Annotated in this window: 19 protein-coding genes and 1 pseudogene; 13 read left to right on the top strand and 7 right to left on the bottom strand. The window is 42.4% G+C overall.

Features of this window, described 5'->3' with window-relative positions:
* Positions 1-10: 10 nt before the first annotated feature.
* On the top strand, positions 11-829 hold the full coding sequence (locus KOL94_RS11545) for an ABC transporter permease (protein ID WP_311775132.1): 819 nt from the start codon (positions 11-13) through the stop codon (positions 827-829).
* A complete protein-coding gene (locus KOL94_RS11540; protein WP_260412290.1) occupies positions 826-1563 on the top strand; it encodes an ABC transporter ATP-binding protein in 738 nt (245 codons plus the stop codon). The genes KOL94_RS11545 and KOL94_RS11540 overlap by 4 nt, the downstream gene beginning before the upstream one ends.
* Before the next feature lie 33 nt (positions 1564-1596).
* Here the strand turns inward: KOL94_RS11540 and KOL94_RS11535 are convergent, their stop codons facing one another.
* On the bottom strand, positions 1597-2946 hold the full coding sequence (locus KOL94_RS11535; protein WP_221566571.1) for a DUF2254 domain-containing protein: 1350 nt from the start codon (positions 2944-2946) through the stop codon (positions 1597-1599).
* 193 nt (positions 2947-3139) lie between these two features.
* Between KOL94_RS11535 and KOL94_RS11530 the strand changes: the two genes are divergently transcribed.
* A complete protein-coding gene (locus KOL94_RS11530; protein WP_221566570.1) occupies positions 3140-3442 on the top strand; it encodes a hypothetical protein in 303 nt (100 codons plus the stop codon).
* Between the two features lie 304 nt (positions 3443-3746).
* Here the strand turns inward: KOL94_RS11530 and KOL94_RS11525 are convergent, their stop codons facing one another.
* Entirely contained in the window at positions 3747-4469 is a 723-nt protein-coding gene (locus tag KOL94_RS11525) for a 3-ketoacyl-ACP reductase (protein WP_221566569.1), read from the bottom strand.
* A gap of 168 nt (positions 4470-4637) precedes the next feature.
* Positions 4638-5255: a TetR/AcrR family transcriptional regulator gene (locus KOL94_RS11520; RefSeq protein WP_221566568.1), complete on the bottom strand. Its 618-nt coding sequence runs from the start codon at positions 5253-5255 to the stop codon at positions 4638-4640.
* A 137-nt stretch (positions 5256-5392) separates the two neighbouring features.
* Between KOL94_RS11520 and kynU the strand changes: the two genes are divergently transcribed.
* The 3 genes from kynU to KOL94_RS11505 all read left to right on the top strand — a co-directional run bounded on the left by kynU (position 5393) and on the right by KOL94_RS11505 (position 8264).
* Positions 5393-6679 (top strand): kynureninase, encoded by a 1287-nt coding sequence (gene kynU, locus KOL94_RS11515; protein ID WP_221566567.1) that lies wholly within the window; start codon positions 5393-5395, stop codon positions 6677-6679.
* Between the two features lie 30 nt (positions 6680-6709).
* Complete coding sequence (gene kynA / locus KOL94_RS11510) at positions 6710-7564, top strand: tryptophan 2,3-dioxygenase (RefSeq protein ID WP_221566566.1); 855 nt, start codon at positions 6710-6712, stop codon at positions 7562-7564.
* A 364-nt stretch (positions 7565-7928) separates the two neighbouring features.
* Positions 7929-8264: a L,D-transpeptidase gene (locus KOL94_RS11505; protein ID WP_221566565.1), complete on the top strand. Its 336-nt coding sequence runs from the start codon at positions 7929-7931 to the stop codon at positions 8262-8264.
* A 165-nt stretch (positions 8265-8429) separates the two neighbouring features.
* On the opposite strand, the gene KOL94_RS11500 is transcribed toward KOL94_RS11505, so the two are convergent.
* The 3 genes and pseudogenes from KOL94_RS11500 to KOL94_RS11490 all read right to left on the bottom strand — a co-directional run bounded on the left by KOL94_RS11500 (position 8430) and on the right by KOL94_RS11490 (position 10687).
* Positions 8430-9227, bottom strand: a complete 798-nt coding sequence (locus tag KOL94_RS11500) for a VLRF1 family aeRF1-type release factor (protein ID WP_221566564.1) — start codon at positions 9225-9227, stop codon at positions 8430-8432.
* A 147-nt stretch (positions 9228-9374) separates the two neighbouring features.
* Positions 9375-9965 carry a GNAT family N-acetyltransferase gene (locus tag KOL94_RS11495; RefSeq protein WP_221566563.1) on the bottom strand — a complete coding sequence of 197 codons (591 nt, stop codon included), beginning with the start codon at positions 9963-9965 and terminating at the stop codon, positions 9375-9377.
* A pseudogene (locus KOL94_RS11490) lies at positions 9965-10687 on the bottom strand (nucleotidyltransferase domain-containing protein). Before KOL94_RS11490 ends, KOL94_RS11495 begins: the two are co-directional and overlap by 1 nt.
* 129 nt (positions 10688-10816) lie before the next feature.
* Here KOL94_RS11490 and KOL94_RS11485 point away from each other — a divergent pair.
* Together KOL94_RS11485 and KOL94_RS11480 are read left to right on the top strand one after the other, a co-directional pair.
* Positions 10817-11203, top strand: coding sequence for a VOC family protein (locus KOL94_RS11485; protein ID WP_221566562.1), 387 nt, complete (start codon positions 10817-10819; stop codon positions 11201-11203).
* 90 nt (positions 11204-11293) lie between these two features.
* Complete coding sequence (locus KOL94_RS11480; protein ID WP_221566561.1) at positions 11294-12976, top strand: acyl-CoA dehydrogenase family protein; 1683 nt, start codon at positions 11294-11296, stop codon at positions 12974-12976.
* Between the two features lie 276 nt (positions 12977-13252).
* Here the strand turns inward: KOL94_RS11480 and KOL94_RS11475 are convergent, their stop codons facing one another.
* Positions 13253-13594 (bottom strand): hypothetical protein, encoded by a 342-nt coding sequence (locus KOL94_RS11475; RefSeq protein WP_221566560.1) that lies wholly within the window; start codon positions 13592-13594, stop codon positions 13253-13255.
* Between the two features lie 306 nt (positions 13595-13900).
* Between KOL94_RS11475 and KOL94_RS11470 the strand changes: the two genes are divergently transcribed.
* The 5 genes from KOL94_RS11470 to KOL94_RS11450 all read left to right on the top strand — a co-directional run bounded on the left by KOL94_RS11470 (position 13901) and on the right by KOL94_RS11450 (position 20766).
* Positions 13901-15469 (top strand): fatty acid--CoA ligase, encoded by a 1569-nt coding sequence (locus KOL94_RS11470; protein WP_221566559.1) that lies wholly within the window; start codon positions 13901-13903, stop codon positions 15467-15469.
* Positions 15470-15491: 22 nt separating this feature from the next.
* Positions 15492-16637: an acyl-CoA dehydrogenase family protein gene (locus KOL94_RS11465; RefSeq protein WP_221566558.1), complete on the top strand. Its 1146-nt coding sequence runs from the start codon at positions 15492-15494 to the stop codon at positions 16635-16637.
* A 96-nt stretch (positions 16638-16733) separates the two neighbouring features.
* The gene (locus tag KOL94_RS11460; RefSeq protein WP_221567682.1) at positions 16734-18359 is read left to right on the top strand and encodes a long-chain fatty acid--CoA ligase; all 1626 of its coding nucleotides are present in this window, start codon (positions 16734-16736) and stop codon (positions 18357-18359) included.
* 14 nt (positions 18360-18373) lie between these two features.
* Positions 18374-19918: a class I adenylate-forming enzyme family protein gene (locus KOL94_RS11455; RefSeq protein ID WP_221566557.1), complete on the top strand. Its 1545-nt coding sequence runs from the start codon at positions 18374-18376 to the stop codon at positions 19916-19918.
* Entirely contained in the window at positions 19915-20766 is an 852-nt protein-coding gene (locus KOL94_RS11450) for a 3-hydroxyacyl-CoA dehydrogenase family protein (RefSeq protein ID WP_221566556.1), read from the top strand. The genes KOL94_RS11455 and KOL94_RS11450 overlap by 4 nt, the downstream gene beginning before the upstream one ends.
* Positions 20767-20786 lie beyond the last annotated feature (20 nt).

Raw genomic sequence — 20786 nt, 5'->3', positions numbered from 1 at the left:
AGGAGTTACAGTGAAATCTGACACAATTATAAAAAACAAAAGTAAATCCTTCATCCCTTTACAGCCTTTCGGAAATACATTGCCTTATATTGCCGCGGTGGGGAGCCTCTTACTGATTTGGCAGATCGCCGCATGGATTTTACCTGAATTTTTGATGCCAGACGTACTTAAAGGGTTGGAGAGGTTCATCGGGAACTTTTCCAATCCGGATTTCATCCATGGTTTACAGAGCAGTTTATACAGGTTGGCATGGGGATACCCGGTCGCATGCTTGTTAGGTGCAATTCTCGGACTATTGGGTGGTGTTTCTAAGACTTTCTCAGTTTACTTGAAAAGTGTCATTTCGATTTTACAATCCATCCCACCGATCACATGGGTACCTTTTTTCGTCGTTTTGATTGGATTCGGAGATCTTCCGATTATTTTCGTCATCACGATCGCGAGTTTCTTCCCGATGGCCCTCTCTGTTTTGAATGCAACAGAAGGGGTGAATCGGACACATCTTGAGCTTGCACGTGTGATGGGGGCTAAAAAAGGACAATTGATCACCAAGGTCTATGCACCGGAAACTTTACCAGCGTTTGTCACAGGTGCACAAGTTGCATTCGGGAATGCTTGGCGTTCGTTGATCGCTGCCGAAATGGTTGGTGGGGCATCAGCAGGTCTCGGCTGGTCGATTAGTTATGCAGGTGAGATTGCAGATATGGAAGGTGTATTGGCTAGCATAGTCACAATTGGAACAATCGCCATTATCCTTGATCATGTAGTCCTTAACGGAATCAAGAGAAGACTGTTGAAATGGCGTTATGCAGGCGGAGATGAAGAATGATGAAGACATTAGAGTTGAAGAATGTAAATAAAACATATGGAAGCCTGACTGTTCTTGAAGATCTTAGCTTGGACGTCGAAAAAGGAGAATTCGTTGCAATCGTCGGTCCGTCAGGTTGTGGTAAAAGTACTGCACTCAGAATGCTGGCTGGTTTGGAACAGCCGTCTTCCGGGGAAGTCTCAGCCGACGGAAATACGATAAGAGAACCGGATTCGAATCGCGTCATGATATTTCAGGAACATGCTCTTTATCCATGGAGAACCATCGAAGATAATGTCGGGCTTGGCCTGGAATTAGCCAATGTCTCCAAAAAAGAACGCCGTGAACGTATCCATAATGTACTGGGTAAGGTAGGCTTGGAGAATTTTAAAACATATTATCCGCATCAACTGTCTGGAGGCATGAAACAACGTGCATCCATTGCGAGGGCACTTGTCATGGATCCTGAAGTTCTTTTGTTGGATGAACCATACGGCGCATTGGATGCCATCACAAGACTTACCATGCAGAATGAATTGATCAATTTATGGCAGGGCTCCAACCAGACAATGGTGTTGATTACACATGATATTGATGAAGCCTTGTATTTAGCAGACAGGGTTTTTGTCCTAAGTTCACGTCCTGGAAAAGTTGTAAAAGAAGTCATGAATGACATGCCGCGTCATCGGGATCGGAACAGCACGCAATTTGTTAACTTACGACAGGAAGTCATGAATAGTCTGGACATCACATGAAAAGGGTGCAGTTGCTTGGTAACTGCACCTCTTTTACGTTTCCATGAGATAGTCTTGTTCGATTTTCCGATAATCACTTTCACGATTGGTTGCAGTCGCTAGATTCGAAAGTTGATGTAATAGGTATTTTCGATCGAGATGATAAATTTCGTGTTTGGCGATGCCTTTTGCAGTTTGGACGGCGAAGTTCCATAGATCATCATGGAATTGTTTATCCATTGATTGGGCCATGGTTGCGAGAGCAGATATGATATCGGTGATGATGACCCAATTTTCATTTGCGTAATGCCGAATGTAGCCGAACCCTCTATACAAGTAGAATTCAAAATCTTCTTCTTTCAATATGACCCGGATATTTTTTTCCTCATCCACTAAGAAAGGGGAAAAACGGGTCATCTTCGCAATGGTCTGGAGCAATTCAGACATTTGATGGATCGTATTTGTGGCTGTTTTCGGATCATTATTGCCGAGGGCTTTAATAGCAATCTCGGAAAGTTTATTAACTCCGAATTCGAGGTCCTGGATTTCTGTTTGTTTGTGGCCGATTTCGAGCGTATTCAAATACTCCAGTTCATTTATTGCCGTGTCTTTTTCCTTCCAGTAGGTGAGGATTGGTGCTCCAGTCAAAACATGTTCTCCGATCCCATATTCAAATCGAACAACCAGATTGTCTCTTTTTGCTAAAACTATCAATTTTGAAAAATCGACAAGTTGGATGTATCCGGATTCCTGCGAAACAATCCGATGGCCATTTTTTGGATATTCTTTATCACCCAGTTTTGTATTTTCTTTAATACGATAAGGTTCAATCTCTTTTAACAATGAAAATGTAATGATCTTTTTCGAGATATTTTTCATGTTATAGGTGATGTTATGGACTTGCATCCAAGTTGTCGCATGATTGATGAAATAGATGAATGTAACTGCTGCGAAGAGGGCTAAAATGACCGTTGTGATCGGTACAGCAAAATATTGTTCACTGTTGTTATTACTGATGAACAAGAAGACCATTAGGACATAAGTGAAGCTTCCATTGAAAATTCCAAGCACATGCTGGGTTTTCTTATCGGCTACGAAATTCAATAACATTCTAGGCGAAAATTGACCACTGAAGGTTGTGAGAACAACCAAAAGGGAGTTGAAAGTGAATGCACTTAAAGTCAAAATGCCTCCGATCAGTGTACCGACAAGCATTCGGGTCAACTGAGCCTGTGAACTGAATTTTGCATCGATATATTGGCTAAGTTCAAATCCAAGATCAAGATAAAGGGTAAGCACTGCTATACAAATGGAGAGCAATATATAGATTCCTGGTGTGTACCAGATTGTTGTCCTTATCTCTTGCCAACGCTGCCTTTTGGACATCTTTTTGTACTTCATCATCGATTCGGGTAGTTTCACTTGGTTGGACTCACCTGCCTTGACAAAATGTAGTAAGCTTCTTTATTTTCTACCCGACTTATTTCGAAACTATGCATGGAATTTGATGACAGAAGGAGATTTCGGGAAATGGAAGGGAATGTATACAGGTGTAAAGAATAAAACATAGAGGAGAGGAAGGTTTCAAGGAGGTATTATGAATTCTAGTTCATCAGTTAGTAGCAGGGTGTTGATTTTACTAGGGTATGGAATTTTAGCTTTGTATCTAGTGGAGTTCATAGGTGAGATATCTCCTCTGATTGAAGGTGTATACGTTTCACTTGGAATTCAATGGCGATATCCGATCTTCTTTGCATTAATTGCATTCATTTTTGCTTATCTTATCGATAAAAGAGCTAAGAAACCCGTAGTGCTAGGCATTGCAGGTATTTTCGGACTACTTCTATTTTTCATTATCGTTTATTTATATGTCCTTTTTTCTATGATGGTTGGAGGATAGGGAAGGATACACAGTAATCTAAGGAAAGCTAGAATTACTGTTACGTAATTTAATAAAAAGGCTGTTTTCGCATAGATTGTTGTTTTGGAGTTTGGAAATACACTCGCTTTCCGCGTGCAATCTGCAAGCCCCCTCAGCTAGTTCGGGGTCTCGCTTAGCTTGCTTATCCGCAGGAGTCTCGTATATTTCCATTGTCATAAGCTTTCAGCCCCTTTCTTAACAACATTCCATTAGCAACAAACTTTTATAAAACAGCCATAATAAAAACGCTCAGAGCTGAAAAAGTCTGAGCGTTGATTCGAATTTAAAATGGATTTGTCGCCCACTGAAGGGATTGCTTGATAAAAATACGTTGATGCAATTTCAACTGAGAAACCATATGTTCCGCTAGATCCTCTGGCTGCATGTATTTCTCTTTGTCAGCTGCATCAAGTTCATCACCAAAGGTCAGCTCTGTAGCTACTAGGCTTGGGTTCAGTGTCATGACTCGGATATTATTTTTTCGAACTTCCTGCATCAACGCTTCCGTCATGCCTTGAACCGCAAACTTTGATCCACTGTAAGCTGTACTTTTCGCTGTACCTTTCAACCCGCTGCTTGATGAAATATTGATGATATCCCCGCGGTTTTTCTTGATTAGCTGGGGGAGTACAGCACGCATTACATGATACGTTCCGAACACGTTCACTTCAAACGTTCTTTTCCAATCTTCGGGATCGATATCCAAGAATGAACCATAGGTTCCGATGCCTGCATTATTTATCAGAATATCGGTGGGTCCTAGTTCAGTTTCCAGTTTGGAAATGGCGTTTTCCACTTGTTCCATATCCGCGATATCAGCAACAGCGACACTCGCTTTCACACCTAGTGATCTTGCTTCTTCTGCAACTTTTTCTAATGTGCTTTCGGTACGAGCTAGTAAGCCGACATGAACGCCTTCGCGTGCAAGTTCTAATGCTGTAGCTTTTCCGATACCACGAGCAGCACCTGTAATATAAGCCGTTTTACCTTCAATCGATTGTGCCATTATTGATCATCCTTTCTATTGGAAAATCTATGGCAAGTGTAAGGTTACTGGTCAGGATAAGCAAATGTTATACCTGTTGGCCGGTGGTGTAAAAAGTAACCTTTGGCCGGAATATACTTAAAAGTGGCCGGATCAGCATCTAAATCCGCCGGAAAAACCTAGAATTCTTTATTTATATAATCCTTTCACATACATCGTGGATAAATTATAAACGATGTCCTTCACTGCTGCTTGATTTTCACCGCGGACGATTTCCCATAAATACATTTCATTTGAAAAGAACCAGCCTCTTGCGACAAGGTTTGGATCGACATCCTTCCTGGCTAAACCATGTTGTTGGGTATAGGAGATGTCTTTCGCAATCCCTTTTATGAAACGCTCACGGATTTCTTTCCACTTGCTTTGTACAGCAAGTGATGAACCAATTGCCTCTTCAACTACTTTTAAAATTCGATCCTCTTTTTGTGCCATTTCGAGGAAAAGATAGGTTTGCTTTTCAATGAGCTGTTTTGCTTCTTCCACTAAAATTGGATGGAAAGGAAGCTCTGCAATTTCATGGAATTTCTGCATAACGCCGTCAATGAGCTCAATAAGAATGTCATCCTTGTTTTTAAAATGAACATACGCAGTACCGTAACCAGTATCCGCTTTTTTAATGATTTGTGTGATTGTAGTTTTTTGGAAGCCTTGATTGATGAAAATGAGTTCAGCCGCTTTCAGTAGGTTTTTACGTGTCTGGATCGAGCGTTGCTGGCGGGTGGTAAGCTCCTGGTTCTTTGAGTTCATGGGATTCCGTCCTTTTATTTGATGTGCTTTCATTTTAATAATGAGGCGATACAATGTCAATGACATGATGTCATTGACACTTTGTCAGTGAGGAAGGTATAGTTAAATTAATAACCTATTGAAGGAGTCGATATCCCATGGGCAATCAGTCACTTGATACCTCTTTAGACTATGCAAAAAAGCTTGACGAACAAGATGAACTCTCGTCTTTTCGAGAAGAGTTTTACGTTAAGGATGATACGATTTATTTTATTGGGAATTCGCTCGGACTTTTATCGAAGCGCTCTGAAACTGCACTTTCTAAAATAATGGATTCATGGAAGGAATACGGGATTGATGGCTGGACGGAAGGCGAATATCCCTGGTTTTACATGTCTGAGAAACTAGGTGAAATGTCAGCACCGCTTGTCGGTGGAAAGCCTGAAGAAGTAATTGCGACAGGTTCGACGACAGTCAACCTTCACCAGTTGGTTTCCACGTTCTATCACCCGGAAGGAAAGAAGACGAAAATTTTAGCGGATGAACTGACATTCCCGTCTGATATATTTGCACTCCAAAGTCAGTTGAAATTGAAGGGCTACAATCCAGAGGAACATCTTATCCGTATGAAAAGTCGTGATGGAAGAGTCGTTGAAGAAGATGACATCATTGAAGCAATGACGGATGAAGTCGCCTTGATTATGCTCCCGAGCGTCATGTATCGAAGCGGGCAAGTGCTTGATATGAAGCGTTTGACAGAAGAGGCGCATAAACGCGGCATCATCATCGGATTCGACCTATGTCACTCGATCGGTGCGATGCCTCATGCTTTAAATGATTGGGGAGCGGACTTTGCTTTCTGGTGCAATTATAAATACGTCAATGCTGGACCGGGAAGTGTTGCGGGGATTTATGTAAATGAAAACCATATCGGAACAACTCCTGGGCTTGCTGGATGGTTCAGCTCTGATAAAAGCAAACAGTTCGATATGAACCATCAGCTGACACCAGCACAATCGGCAGGTGCCTTCCAAATCGGTACGCCGCATATGCTCAGCCTGGCACCGTTGATGGGCTCTTTGGAAATTTTCGAGGAGGCTGGTATTGAAAAGCTTCGCAAAAAATCACTGCAATTGACGCAATACATGATGGATTTAATCAAGCATGAATTAGCCGACCATGGTTTTGAAATCGGGAATCCTTTGGAAGACAATAGAAGAGGGGGTCACGTGTACCTTGAGCACCCTGAAGCTGCTCGTATCTGTAAAGCTCTGAAAATGAATAAAGTGATGCCTGATTTCCGTAATCCGAATGGCATCCGGCTGACACCAGCAGCCTTGTACAATACTTTTGAAGAGGTATGGAAGGCGGTACAGACATTGAAACAGATCATGGATGATGAAGAATACAAGCAATTTGAAAATAAACGCGGCGTTGTAGCGTAATCGCACCTGACAAGAAAGTGAGTGATGATAATGGGGAACTATTATGAAGAAGGTAAAGGGAAATACGTATCGGAAAAGGGGATCCACACTGATTTTGATAATAATATGACGTATGGAGAATATTTACAGCTTGATCGGCTTCTCTCCAGTCAAACAAGACTATCCGGTCATCATGACGAGATGCTGTTCATCATCATCCACCAGGTCAGTGAGTTATGGATGAAAATGATCTTGCATGAGCTTAATGCTGCAATCGATTCGATCCGTAAAGGTGAATTGCAGCCAGCGTTTAAAATGCTCGCTCGTGTCTCGAAGGTCCAGTCACAAATCATCCAGGCTTGGGATGTTTTGTCCACGCTCACACCAAGCGAATACCTGGAATTCCGCGACAGCCTGGGACAGGCATCTGGATTCCAATCCTATCAGTATCGCATGATCGAATTTGCACTTGGTTATAAAACACCACATGTGCTGCGAATCTATCAGAAGGACCCAGAACTTCATGCTCGATTGAAGGAAGCATATGAAGCACCGAGTATATATGATGTGGCAATCCAGGAACTTGCGAATGCCGGTTTTGACATCAATCCGGAGCTCTTGAAGCGTGATTTCTCTGTAACATATGAAGGTGATCCTACTGTAAAAGCCGCATGGGTTGAAGTTTACCGGAACGTCGATCAGTACTGGAACTTGTATCAGTTAGCTGAAAAATTGGTCGATATTGAAGATTGGCTCCAGCAGTGGCGATTCCGTCATATGAAAACAGTGGAACGTATCATCGGGCATAAAATGGGGACCGGCGGCTCGTCCGGCGTGTCTTACCTGAAGAAAGTGCTGGACCACCGATTCTTCCCGGAACTATGGGATATCAGAACTGAGTTGTAATTAAAGTTAAAATCTTGAAAGACCTGCCAATGTAAGAGAGGTGGGTCTTTTTTTGCACTTTTTGGGCTTTTTTACACTTTTGGCCGGATTCACATTAAAACTGGCCGGATTATAGCTTAGACCAGCCGGAATATGCTCCAAACCCGCCGGATTACATCTCAAAACGAAATGTGGATCGGTACTCCCGCCGTTACTGGGTTGATGCTCTTTTACCCATTTATCGCAAGCGAGGTTCCTTTTTATCCAATCATCATTATATTGATCATGCCCCTAATCTAAATCTTCACGTATGTCATTTCAGTTAATAAGAGTTATTGAAGGTGTCACTCCCACATATAAATAGGAAAAACAGGGAGGGGGATATATGGCTTACTGGATTGACGTCAATTTAGCCAAACATCAGCTTAAGTTGTTCAACACCCGAACACTGATTAAGACATATCCCATTGGGGTCGGGAAAATGTTGACACCTACACCAACTGGGGAGTATACGATCATTAACAAGGCTCCTAACCCTGGTGGTCCATACGGATCGATGTGGATGGGATTGTCCAGACCTCATTATGGTATACACGGTACAAATGATCCATCTTCCATCGGTAAGGATGTTTCGAAGGGCTGTATCCGTATGCATAATAAAGATGTCAACGAATTGTCCAGCATAGTCCCGATTGGAACGAACGTCTGGATCCATAGATAAAAGCGCAGAACCTATGAGGGCACTGCGCTTCCTTTACATTTAAAGTAATTCATTACTTTCTTCAATATAAGTGTAACTAAGGCTCAGCCTTCGCCCAAGGCTGGGTTTTGCCAAGTTTTCTATATAGTAAGCTCGATACACCAAGGGGGGAGGTCAGTGGTGAGCTTAACCAGCAATCACTTGATCGATGATTTTTGATGGTTCCATTCGGCTAGGGTTTTTACCAGTCTTTTTCGTTTCTTTAATAGAAAGATAGTTTTCGAATTCATTCAAATAGCCTTTTTCACCCATCAAGTAGGTATCCTGCCATTTATTCTTCTTAGCTCTCTTGGCGACTTTATTACTCAAATTCTTCAGCCAACGCTGCTGATTAGCTTCAAAGCGCTCCTGAAATTCATCCTTTTTATTCGTATTTGCCCCTGTTATGGCAGCATCAAATGGACCTTGATGTTCCCGCCAATCCTCTGTATCAGGATCGAAGGTATAGTGGAATTCATCAACAAGGACGCCCATTTCTGTTTCTAACACCGTTGCATCTTCTTTGTTGATGACGATGATACCGCTATATGGATAGTTGCTCTGAAGATCTTCAAGTTGATCCAGTACCGGTTCATCCTCCCAATGGAAGGAGGTTTCGATCGGAACCTGTAGATCTTCCATGACCCAAAGTTTTTCATCAGGTGTCGCAAACAGGACTAGACTTCTTTTCAGCTCCCGCTCCCGCCCCGTGACGGTTTTATATACCTTTTCTTTTAAGTTTCTATAACCTTTCAATTCATCGTGATTACCCATCTCTTCGATGTATTCTTCAAATTTGTTCAGACCGTTTTTCAGTTTGATCTTCCATTCGCCGCCTTGTTGGTCGGCACTGCTCCGGTCTGTATTTAAGTACATGGAAAGAATTTTTTGTGAGCCATCTGCTCTTTGTTGTTTTAATTCGTTAAGCTTTTCGGAGAATCTCATTGAGTAAAGCCTCCTATCTTAATAATTGAATCTACTAATCTGTTTCCTATTTGTACAAGTTTAAAACGTAGAAATTTCATTAGTGCGTCAGGAGGAAGGCTTGATGATTAGTGTGGTAGGAAATTGTGAAATAGAAAAAAATAACACCTACCAAGGTGTTATTTCACGAGAAGGAAGATGCAGTTGTTCCCATTCTTCTCTTAAGATCCCCATTTTTATAGAATCATAATATTCACCATCGACGATTCTTGCTTTTCGGATACGCCCTTCTTCGATCATTCCTATTTTTCTCGCCAATTTCATCATTCTGATATTACCCGACCATGTGGAAATCCCCACTCTTACAACATCCATTTGTTCAAAAATATAGTCAGTCCAAAGTTTGAAAGCCTCTGTTCCATAGCCTCCTGACCAATAATTCGAGTCAAAAATGACAATACCGTTAGAGAGCCAGTTGGTCACTTCATCTTCCCAATACCAGTTGACGGTCCCGATCAATTTATCGTCTGTTTCAATAATAAGGATTTGCCTCGGTTGATCTGTCGCTGTTATTTCAAGAGCTTTTTGGAACCCTTCTATGAACTCTTCTTTCGTCAATTCCGGTAACGTATAATAAGGACCATTCCATTTCAAATGTTCACGATCATCCGCTTCATATTTCCAATAATAGATATCCGACAAATCATCTAAAGTCAAATCCCGTAAAATAACCTTTTCTCCTGCAATATGTATCGTCATTAGTAATTCCTACTTTTTCCCATAGAAAAACCGTCAAATAATCGGCCACCAAAGGGCTGTAACACTTCATCAACGAGTTTGATCACCATATTTTTATCCTCATGTTTATAAAAAGAATCGAATGCTTCAATAAACTGTTCTGTGAAAGTAGGATCATATTGTTTCAAAGCTCGTACAACCCATTTCGAAGAGCCAATCCACATACGGTTTGTCCTCAACACAAATTCACTCACCAATTCAGCTAATGTGTTTGCGATGAAGATCTCTTCTGGTCTATTTGAACTGCCGATGAAATCATCCAGCGTATCTGTAATGAAATAACGTTTTAACCTGATCGTTTCATTTGACCATACTTCCGGTCCTTCTTCTAACATCTCTTTAGCTTCTTTTTTGATTGGGTCTATTACTTCTTCTCCCCTTAAAATGATCCCTTCTGAAATCATCCTTTGCATGGAAGGTCTTGCCCGTTCATAATCACTTTTAAAAACTTGTTTATAAGATGAAAAATTGTGTAAGAAAACTTCAATCGGCCAATCAAGAGCAAAGAATAATTCGCGGTAAGAGGAAGAGACGCTGCGATCGAATATGACGATATCCAGATCAGACGTAGTTGTCGCTTCACCAAGCATGGTACTACCAGCTTAAAGAGCTGCATTGCACCCTTGAAAATACATGTTGATGAACTGTGTTGCTGCTTCCAAAGGTGCTTTTCTCTCATGCATTTTATCTTCCTCCAATCCAAATAAATTAATAGTTTACAAATGAATTTAGAAAAAGTGCTGTAAAAAAATAGCAGATAATTTATTAGTCTATTATAATTGATGATAACTATGGATGAGAAGAGGGATATCATGAAAAAGACGGAAAAACGCAGGCTCAGTGATATTGGTCAAATAAATCTGAACGTAAAAGACGTACAAAAAGCAGTCACTTTCTATCAAGAAGTCCTTGGTCTGCCTTTATTGTTTGTGATGGAAAGCATGGCATTCTTCAACTGCAATGGTGTTAGGTTGATGCTTTCGATACCGGAAAATGAAAGCTTTGATCACCGAGGATCTGTGATCTATTTCAAGACAGATGATATCCATAAAACGTACGAACAATTTAAAGAAGACGATGTTTCATTTATTGATGAACCTCACATGATCGCAAATATGGGTGACCATGAACTATGGATGTGCTTCTTCAAAGATTTGGACGACAATACCCTCGCAATCATGAGTGAGATTTCTAAGTAAGGAGTCTTCATTTCACAGATTTATTTGACCAAAATAGTTGAAAACTATATAATGACTTCTGAATATTCAGAAAAATAAAGAGGTGATGGAATGAACTTCTTTCGTGAAGATCCGAACCTTCAATTCGTATTGGATCATTATTTCAAGGAAGATATGAAAGAGTGGGCCTTTCAACAGCTGGAACGATTCGGAGAACGGTGTGGTACAGAAATTGATGAGCGTGCGAGGCATACCGATCGAGAAGGACAGCCGAAGTTGATCAAATATGACCGTTTCGGTGAAGATATTTCACATGTCTGGCTGAATGATGGCTATAAACAGACGATTGAAGAAACCTATAACACTGGCATTGTTGGATATGTCCATAAAGAAATTCCTGAACTGAACATACATGGTGATTATTTATATTCCTATGCACAAGGCTACCTATTATCCCAGTCCGAACCGGGTTTCTACTGTCCTGTGACACTCACGATGGCTACAGCTTATCTTTTGGATCAATATGCGGATGAAAAGCTGAAGGAGAAGTATCTGCCTCACGTCCTATCCACTGGTGAAACAGAATTGTATGAAGGTGCTACTTTCTTGACTGAACGTCAAGGCGGATCCGATGTGGGAGCGAATGAAACGGTAGCGGTCAAAGAAAAAGATTACTACAGATTGACTGGTGAAAAATATTTTGCAAGCAACGCAGGCGCATGTGGTGTTGCAACCGTTCTCGCCAGAATCGAAGGAGCTGCTCCGGGAACGAAAGGTTTGAGCTTATTCCTGGTACCCTGGAAGAATGAAGATGGTTCTCTGAACAATATCAAAATCAGAAGATTGAAAGATAAACTTGGAGTAAGAGCAGTCCCTTCGGCAGAAGTAGAGTTTGAGAATTCGAAAGCTTACTTGATTGGGGATTCAAAACGTGGATTCCATTATATGATGGAGGCATTGAATCTATCAAGAGTGTGTAATGCAGTTGCGTCGGTCGGAATTATGCAGAGGGCATATCTAGAAGCGAAACAATACGCACATCAACGCGAGGCATTCGGAAATATACTTTCAAACTATCCGATGATTCAAGAAAGCTTGGTCAATCTGGCTACGCGGCAGGAGGTTCAACTCGGAGGATTGTTCCGTTTAATTTCCTTGTTTGATAGAGTCATGAGAACCAGTAAAGATGTAACCGAGCAAGAAAAAGTACTTCATCGACTTTTGATCGCTATTGTCAAGATGCGAACAGCGGAAGAAGCAGTTACTTTTTCTCATGAAGCAATAGAAATGCATGGAGGAAATGGGTATATTGAGGATTTCGTGACCCCGCGTTTGTTAAGAGATGCGCAAGTATTGACGGTCTGGGAAGGGACAGCGAATATCCTTGGCCTTGAGGTTCTCAGGTTGATGAACCGCTATCAAGGTGCTCAACTCTTTTTAGACTACATCGAAAAAGAGTTGAATGTTTTAACTGAAGAAGCAAAAGCTTATCAGAGTCCGGTTGATGCAGGGTTGAAAGAATTGAGAGAGCTGATCCATCATGCTGCCACTGTTGATGAAAAACGACAAACCTATTATGCAAAAAAGATCACCAATCTAATGGCAGATGCATATTTCAGTGTGAGTGCATTACGTGAAGCAGACATTTGCGGGGAAAGGAAGCTGTTAGTCGCAAGGCAATACTGCAAGCAGATTTGGGAGCATAGTCAACTCGATCGAGAAGCATTGCCAGTTCAATTCTTCGATGTTTTCATGAACCCGGCATCTAAACCGACGAAACGATCGAAAGTTTGACTGAGGAGTTGTATTTCGCATTTGGCTCTTTAAGAGTTGATTTTTGCGAAATTCACTCCCTTTCCGCGGGCGATCCGCAAGCCTCCTCGCTCGTACCTCGCTGTGGGGTCTTGCATGGCTCGCTCTTCCTGCAGGAGTGTCGTCAATTTCGCTTCTAATCAACACTAAAATTTAACAGACCATTGCAATTTTGAATAATGATTTACTAAAATGTTTAATTCACCCTTCAACAAGAAAAAACAGACAGCCTTTTCATCAAAGGTCTGTCTGTTCTTTCTAGCAAGGCATGGTTTCTTGTTTGTTTTTACGTAGTTCATCAAGTCTGTCCCAAATTTCCATGAACCATTCTCTATCTTTTGTAAGAAGGGCAACGTCAATGAGGTTTTCAAGGAAGACCTCTTGATCATCGATTGTCGCTGTCAACGGATGGATTCGGTGAATGAAAGTTTCGATATTATTTCCTTGGATTTTTTTATTGTCAGATTGAGTAACTGTGATTTTTACTGTTCCGTTTGCAGGATGAATCGAATGAATAAATCCTTGAATCATCTCATCATTGATCGTTTTCCCCTTAACCCAGTCTCCATTATGGAAAACAGGTAGCTTTAGGCTACTCATTTCTGATTCCTCCTATCCATTGGTTAAATTTTTTATGATTGTTTTTGTAGTTCAAAAGCCGGTCTTCTGAATGGTTTGCAGAGTATTTAGTGCTGTGTTTACTAAGGTATTACCCCTTTTTTTCGACAATTAATCCTTTTTTAATTAATTTTTTCCTATCAGTTGTATGAAAATTCAAAAAACAGTAGGAAATAGCTGAATAACAACGAAATCATTATAAGTAAAAAGTATAGTGAAAAGGAGGAAGGTCGGGGCTGCAAAGGTGCTGAGGATAAAGTTTGATCGAAAAAGAGGAGGAACGAGTATATGTATGTTACGATTGGCAAATTATTTGATTTGACTGTACAAAAGTTTCCGAATAAAGAAGCCCTTGTCGATGCTGCAACCAATCAACGCTTGACATACCAGGAATGGAATGAAAACGTAAATCGACTTGCAAATGCATTTATTGAATCGGGAGTCCGTAAAGGTGACAGAGTCTCTACTTTCTTGTTCAATACGACTGAGCTTGCAACTGTATTTTTTGCATGTGCAAAAATCGGAGCAGTCCTGAATCCTATCAATTTCCGCCTTAAAGCACAAGAGGTAGCATATATCATTGAGGATGCGGAGCCGACTGTCTTTTTGTTTGAAGAAATGCTTGAACCGCATATTGCATCCATTCACGAACAAATACCGGGTACTTCCTTCTGGTGTATCAGTAAAAATTGTCCGCCATACGCAATCAGTTATCATAACAGAGTCCGAGAAGCTTCGACAAAAGAACCCGATGTTGATGTTAGGGAAAATGACCTATATGCCATCATGTACACGAGTGGTACGACAGGACGACCGAAAGGGGTCATGCATCGTCACAGGGATATGGTCGAACAAAGTCTGGCATGCGCAGCAGTTAAAAAGTTGACTGAAAATGATCGCGGACTTGTAGCAGCTCCTATGTTCCATTGTGCTGAGCTCCATTGTTGTTTCCTTCCACGAGTGCATGTCGGCGCAACGAATGTCATCATCCATCATTTTGATCCTCAACAAGTTCTTCAAGTCATCGACCATGAAAAAATTTCAGTGTTTTTTGGAGCACCGACAATGTGGAATATGATGCTCCAACAAGATCTCTCCGCTTATGATATCAGCAGCCTACGTCTTGGTTTATATGGTGCCGCGCCAATGGCTCCTGCTCTCGTCAGAGCTTGTAAAGAAAAATTAGGTGTCGATCTCATACAAGCATATGGTATGACGGAGATGGGACCAGCAATTACATTCTTATCTGAAGATGAACAGCTGACAAAAGCAGGATCAGCAGGGCGGGCTTGTTTGAATCATGAAGTCCGGATCGTACGTCCGAGTGAGTACGGACCATCAGACCCAGCAGATATACTTCCGCCAGGGGAAGTCGGTGAAATCATCGTCCGTGGTCCGAGTATGATGATGGGGTACTTTAACAGGGAGGATGCGACTGATAATGCCATGTACAAGGGCTGGTACCATTCTGGCGACCTTGGTTATATGGATGAGGAAGGCTATCTCTATGTAGCCGATCGTGTGGATGACATGATCATAACGGGTGGTGAGAACGTCTATCCGAGAGAGGTTGAAGATGTCTTGTATGAACATGAAGGCGTTCTGGATGTAGCTGTTCTTGGGATTCCTGATGATAAGTGGGGAGAAATTGTAACCGCTATCATTGTGAAAAAAGATAAAGGACTGACTGAGGAAGAACTTGATCAATTCTGTAAATCTAGTGAAACACTTGCAGATTTCAAACGCCCGAGAAACTACATTTTTGTTGACGAATTGCCTCGTAATGCAAGTGGTAAAATCCAAAAGTTTTTGCTTAGAAAACAATATAAACGAGATCCAGAAACACAAATGCCATAGACCACGGAAAAGGGGGATGGGAATGACAGCAAGGTATTTACAAGAAGAACATGATATTTTCCGCGAAGCGTTTCGGAAATTTCTTCAAAAGGAAGCGTATCCTCATTACGAGCAATGGGAAAAGGACCGTCTTATACCGAGAAGTTTCTGGGAGAAGATGGGTAAGAACGGATTTCTATGTCCAGGTGTGGATGAGGCATATGGGGGCTTGAATGCTGATTTTGCTTATTCAGTGGTCATTTTAGAGGAATTGGAAAGAGTTGGTTCAAGCCTGGTCGGTATTGGTCTCCATAACGATATCGTCATTCCTTATATAGAGGAATACGGAACCGAAAAACAAAAGAAACGCTGGCTGCCAAAGTGTATATCCGGTGAAGTGATTACAGCGATCGCAATGACAGAGCCAGGTGCTGGGTCGGATCTAGCCGGAATTCGAACGACAGCTCAAAAAGATGGTGACCACTATATATTAAATGGTGAAAAAACGTTCATCACCAATGGAATCCATGCTGACCTCGTCGTGGTCGTTTGTAAGACAGATACAAAAGCTATACCTGCTCATAAAGGGATAAGCTTAGTCGTAGTGGAACGGGACACCCCTGGATTCAAACGGGGGAAGAAGCTCGATAAAGTCGGTCTTCATAGTCAGGATACGGCAGAATTGATTTTTGAGGATGCAAAAGTTCCGGTCGACAACTTACTTGGTGAAGAAGGAAAGGGATTCTATTATCTGATGCAGCAGCTTCAGCAGGAACGGTTAGTGGTTGCGATCGCTGCCGTTATCGCTGCAGAAGAAATGCTGAAACAGACGGTAGAATATGTGAAAAATAGACAAGCATTCGGTAGAAAAATCAGTGATTTCCAATCCGTCCAGTTCCGCTTGGCGGAAATGGCGACTGAGGTCGAGATCGGAAGAACATTCTTGGACGATCTTATCGATCAGCATATACAGAAAAAGAACGTCGTCAAGAAAGTTTCGATGGCCAAATATTGGACCACCGAAATGGCTCGGAAGGTCGCTACACAATGTATGCAGCTGCATGGCGGCTATGGATATATGGAAGAATACGAGATTGCAAGAAGATATCGGGACATTCCAGTGGCATCCATTTACGCCGGAACGAACGAGATCATGAAAACCATCATCGTAAAAGAAATGGGGTTATAAATCGCCCCCCTCTTGAGGAAAATGGGAAAATGCGGACAGGGTAGGCAGAATCGTTTATAAAAGTTGAGTCGATCTGACCAATAAAGGGAGGAATTTATTATGATGAACATTCCATTGACTGTACCAGCAATGCTAGAACATGCAGAGAAGTATTTCTCGCATAAGGAAATAAATTCAAGAACTGCAACGAGTTTCTACAATTTGACGTATGCCGGGCTGGCAAATGATACAAGGAGATTATCCAGTGCCTTGACTAAAATAGGACTCAGGAAAGGGGACCGGATCGGTACATTTGCATGGAACCATCACCGCCATCTTACAGCCTATTTCGGAATCCCGGGCATGGGAGGCGTCCTGCATACGATCAATATCAGGCTTTCTGCAGAGCATATTTCCTATATCATCAATCATGCAGAAGACAAGGTTTTGTTCATCGATGCTGAATTGGTTCCGATCATTGAAAAAATCCAGCACGAACTGAAGACGGTGCAAGCCTATATCATCATGACGGATGACAATACACTACCGGAAACAACACTTCATAACGTCTATCACTATGAAAAACTCCTCTGGGAAGGCGACGAGAATTTTGATTTCGTGAAAGATATTGATGAAAATGATCCGGCAGGAATGTGTTTCACTTCAGCAACCACAGGTAACCCGAAAGGAGTCTTCTATTCTCATCGGGGCATCGTCCTTCATTCCATGTCTCTCGGTCTGGCAGATAGTGCTGCTATATCCGAATCAGATGTGATGATGCCTGTCGTTCCGATGTTCCACGTGAATGCATGGGGTCTTCCTTTTGCGTCTGTATGGTTCGGTGCCGCACAAGTCCTCCCTGGACCGATGCCCACCCCTGCTGTTTTAGCTGAAATGATTGAGAACCATCGCGTAACGTTGACTGCGGGTGTACCGACCATCTGGATCGCTCTTCTGAAAGAGCTTGAAAATGGAAGCTATGATACAAGTAGTTTAAGAGCGATTTTATGTGGCGGATCCGCTGCCCCTAAGTCGATGATCCAAACATTTGAGAAGAAATACAATATCCCATTCCTTCACGCTTATGGCATGACGGAGACCAGTCCTCTTGTAACGGTATCACGTCTGAAAAAACATCAAAAGTCATACTCAGAAGAAGCACGACTTGATTTTCGAAGTAAGCAAGGATATGTCGTACCTGGTGTCGAGATGAAAGTGATTGGTAAAGACGGTGAAGTGAAATGGGACGGAAAAGAAATGGGTGAGCTGCTGCTGCGCGGAAACTGGGTAGCGGATGAATATTATAAAGATGATCGTACGAAAGAAGCGTTCCGGGATGGTTGGCTGCACACAGGCGATGTTGTTACGGTCGATCCAGAAGGAAATATCAAGATCATGGATCGCACTAAGGATCTCATTAAGAGCGGAGGGGAATGGATTTCTTCTGTCGATCTTGAAAATGCATTAATGGCTCATGAAGCAGTATTTGAGGCCACTGTCATTGCTGTACCACATAGTGAATGGCAGGAACGGCCCCTTGCCTGTGTCGTTCTGAAAGATGGGATGAGAGATAAAGTGACGAAAGAGGAGCTGCTGGATTTTCTGCGTCCACAATTTGTGAAATGGTGGCTGCCGGATGATATCGTCTTCCTTGAAGAAATACCGAAAACCTCTGTCGGTAAATTTTTAAAACGTGCATTACGTGACCAGTTGAAAGATTATTTGCAAACAACATCTAAATAAAGGAGGGAAAGGTTATGAATCTAGGATTATCGCTTTCTCGGAATGCAACCAGGCTTCCAAACAAAGAAGCTATCGTCTGTGAAGGACGTTCTTTTACTTACAGTGAACTGAATCGAGAGGTCAACCGTCTTGCGAATGGCTTTATTGCTAGAGGACTCTCAAAAGGTGATAAAGTCGCGATGATGATGAAAAACTCAGATCAGTTCGTGATGGTCTTTTACGCTCTTATGAAGGCTGGTGCTGTGGCAGTACCAATCAACTTCAGGCTGACTGCTTCTGAAGTTGAGTACCTCCTCAACGATTCAGATGCAAAAATGGTTGTGTTTGATGAAGAGTTTGCTGAGGTCATGCACAGGGCTTGTAAGGAAACGCCTATGGTTGAACTAAAGATTTGCGCGGGCAAAAAAGCATTTGCAGATCAGCTTCTCCTGGATAGCATCCTTTCCTCTGATGATTGTAATCCAGACGTTGAAGTTCTTGAATCGGATGACTGTGAAATCCTCTATACCTCCGGAACGACAGGGAGGCCGAAAGGTGCGCTCTTCGATCACCATCGTGTCTTTCATGTCGGGATCAACCTGACTGCAATGATGGGACTGACTGTAGAGGATCGGGTCATCCATATCGCACCGCTCTATCATTGTGCCCAACTGAATTTGTTCATGGTACTCAGTACATTTTTAGGATGTACACAAGTGATCTATCAGGATTTCGATCCTGTGCAGACATTGAAAGCATTTGAAGAACATAGGATATCGGTGTTCTTCGGGGTGCCGACGATGTATAACTTTTTCCTCCAGGTTCCGAATGGCAAGGAGTTCGACCTCTCTTCGGTCCGTAAATGTGCGTATGGAGCAGCACCGATGCCCCTTTCCTTGTTAGAGAAGAGCATGGACCTGTTCAGCCATAAACAGTTTTATAACTTGTGCGGGTTGACAGAAGGTGGTCCAGGAGGTGTTTGTCTCACACCGAGCCGCCATCTCGATAAAATCGGAGCAGGGGGTACCCCGATTCCGAATACCGAGGTGCGAGTGGTTGATGAGACGGGAGAAGATGTAGCGACCGGTCAAATAGGGGAGTTCATCATCCGTGGTGAGACGGTAATGAAGGAGTACTACAATAAATCGGAAGAAACACAGGAAACATTTCGTGATGGATGGCTTTATACAGGAGATCTGGCGACGATGGATGAAGAAGGCTACATTACATTAGTCGATCGTAAAAAGGACATGATCATCTCCGGGGGTGAAAACGTCTATTCAACAGAAGTGGAACAAGCGATTTATGCGCATCCGGATGTGCTTGAAACAGCGGTTATCGGTATACCTCACGAAGTATGGGGTGAAACCGTCGCTGCCGTCATCGTCCCCCAAAAAGAGGCAGTAATCAATCCAGAGGAAATCAAGGCATTTTGCCGTGAAAAGCTAGCAGGGTATAAAGTGCCGCGCATGTTTTACCAAATGGAACAATTACCACGGAATGCATCTGGGAAAGTTCTGAAGTTCCAATTGAGAAAACATTATATCGAACAACAGGCAAAGGAGAATGTACAAACATGATCAAACAAGTAGGGGTCATTGGTGCAGGGCTGATGGGAAATGGAATCGCCCAAGCCATGGCTATGAAAGGGAAAAGAGTCATCATACAGGACATTACCGAAGAGGCACTGAATAAAGGGATGGACAAAATCCAGAAAAGTCTTGGCCGATTGCAGAAAGCAGGTCATCTATCTACACAGGATGTCGAAAACACCATTGCGAACATTTCTACCTCTCTTGAGCTCCATGTCGCGTGTACGGAAAGCGATCTGATCATCGAAGCTGTGCCGGAAAATTTGGACTTGAAAAAAAGTGTCTTCAAACAACTTGACGAGATGGCTCCTGAAAAAGCGATCCTTGCGACCAATACATCAGAACTCAGCGTGACAGCGATTGCGTCTGCAACCAAGCGGCCTGAACGAGTGATCGGGATGCATTGGTTCAACCCGCCTCCGATTATGAAACTGATTGAAATTGTCAAAGGAATCGACACGTTAGACGAGACTGTCAAAGTGATCGAACAAGTTTCTGAAGAAGTTGGTAAAGAGACAGTACTCGTAAAAGATGCTCAAGGGTTTGTTACAACACGGGCACTGTCCGCGCATATGATCGAGTGTATGCGTATCTATGAGGAAGGTATTGCTACTATTGAAGACATCGATAAAGCGATCCGGCTCGGATTGAATTATCCAATGGGACCTTTGGAGCTTGCTGATTATGTCGGCTTGGATACGATGATGTTCGTATGTGAGGGCATGATGGATGCGTATGGGGATCGTTTCCGCCCGCCACAAATTTTAAGAAAGCTCGTTGAGGCAGGACATTACGGTGTCAAAACAGGACGTGGATTTTACAAGTACGATAAATAAACATTCAGCAGAGTGGAGGG

It is taken from the genome of Alkalihalobacillus sp. TS-13 (assembly GCF_019720915.1).
GTDB lineage: Bacteria > Bacillota > Bacilli > Bacillales > Fictibacillaceae > Pseudalkalibacillus.
This window is presented reverse-complemented; position numbering and strand designations above follow the sequence as displayed.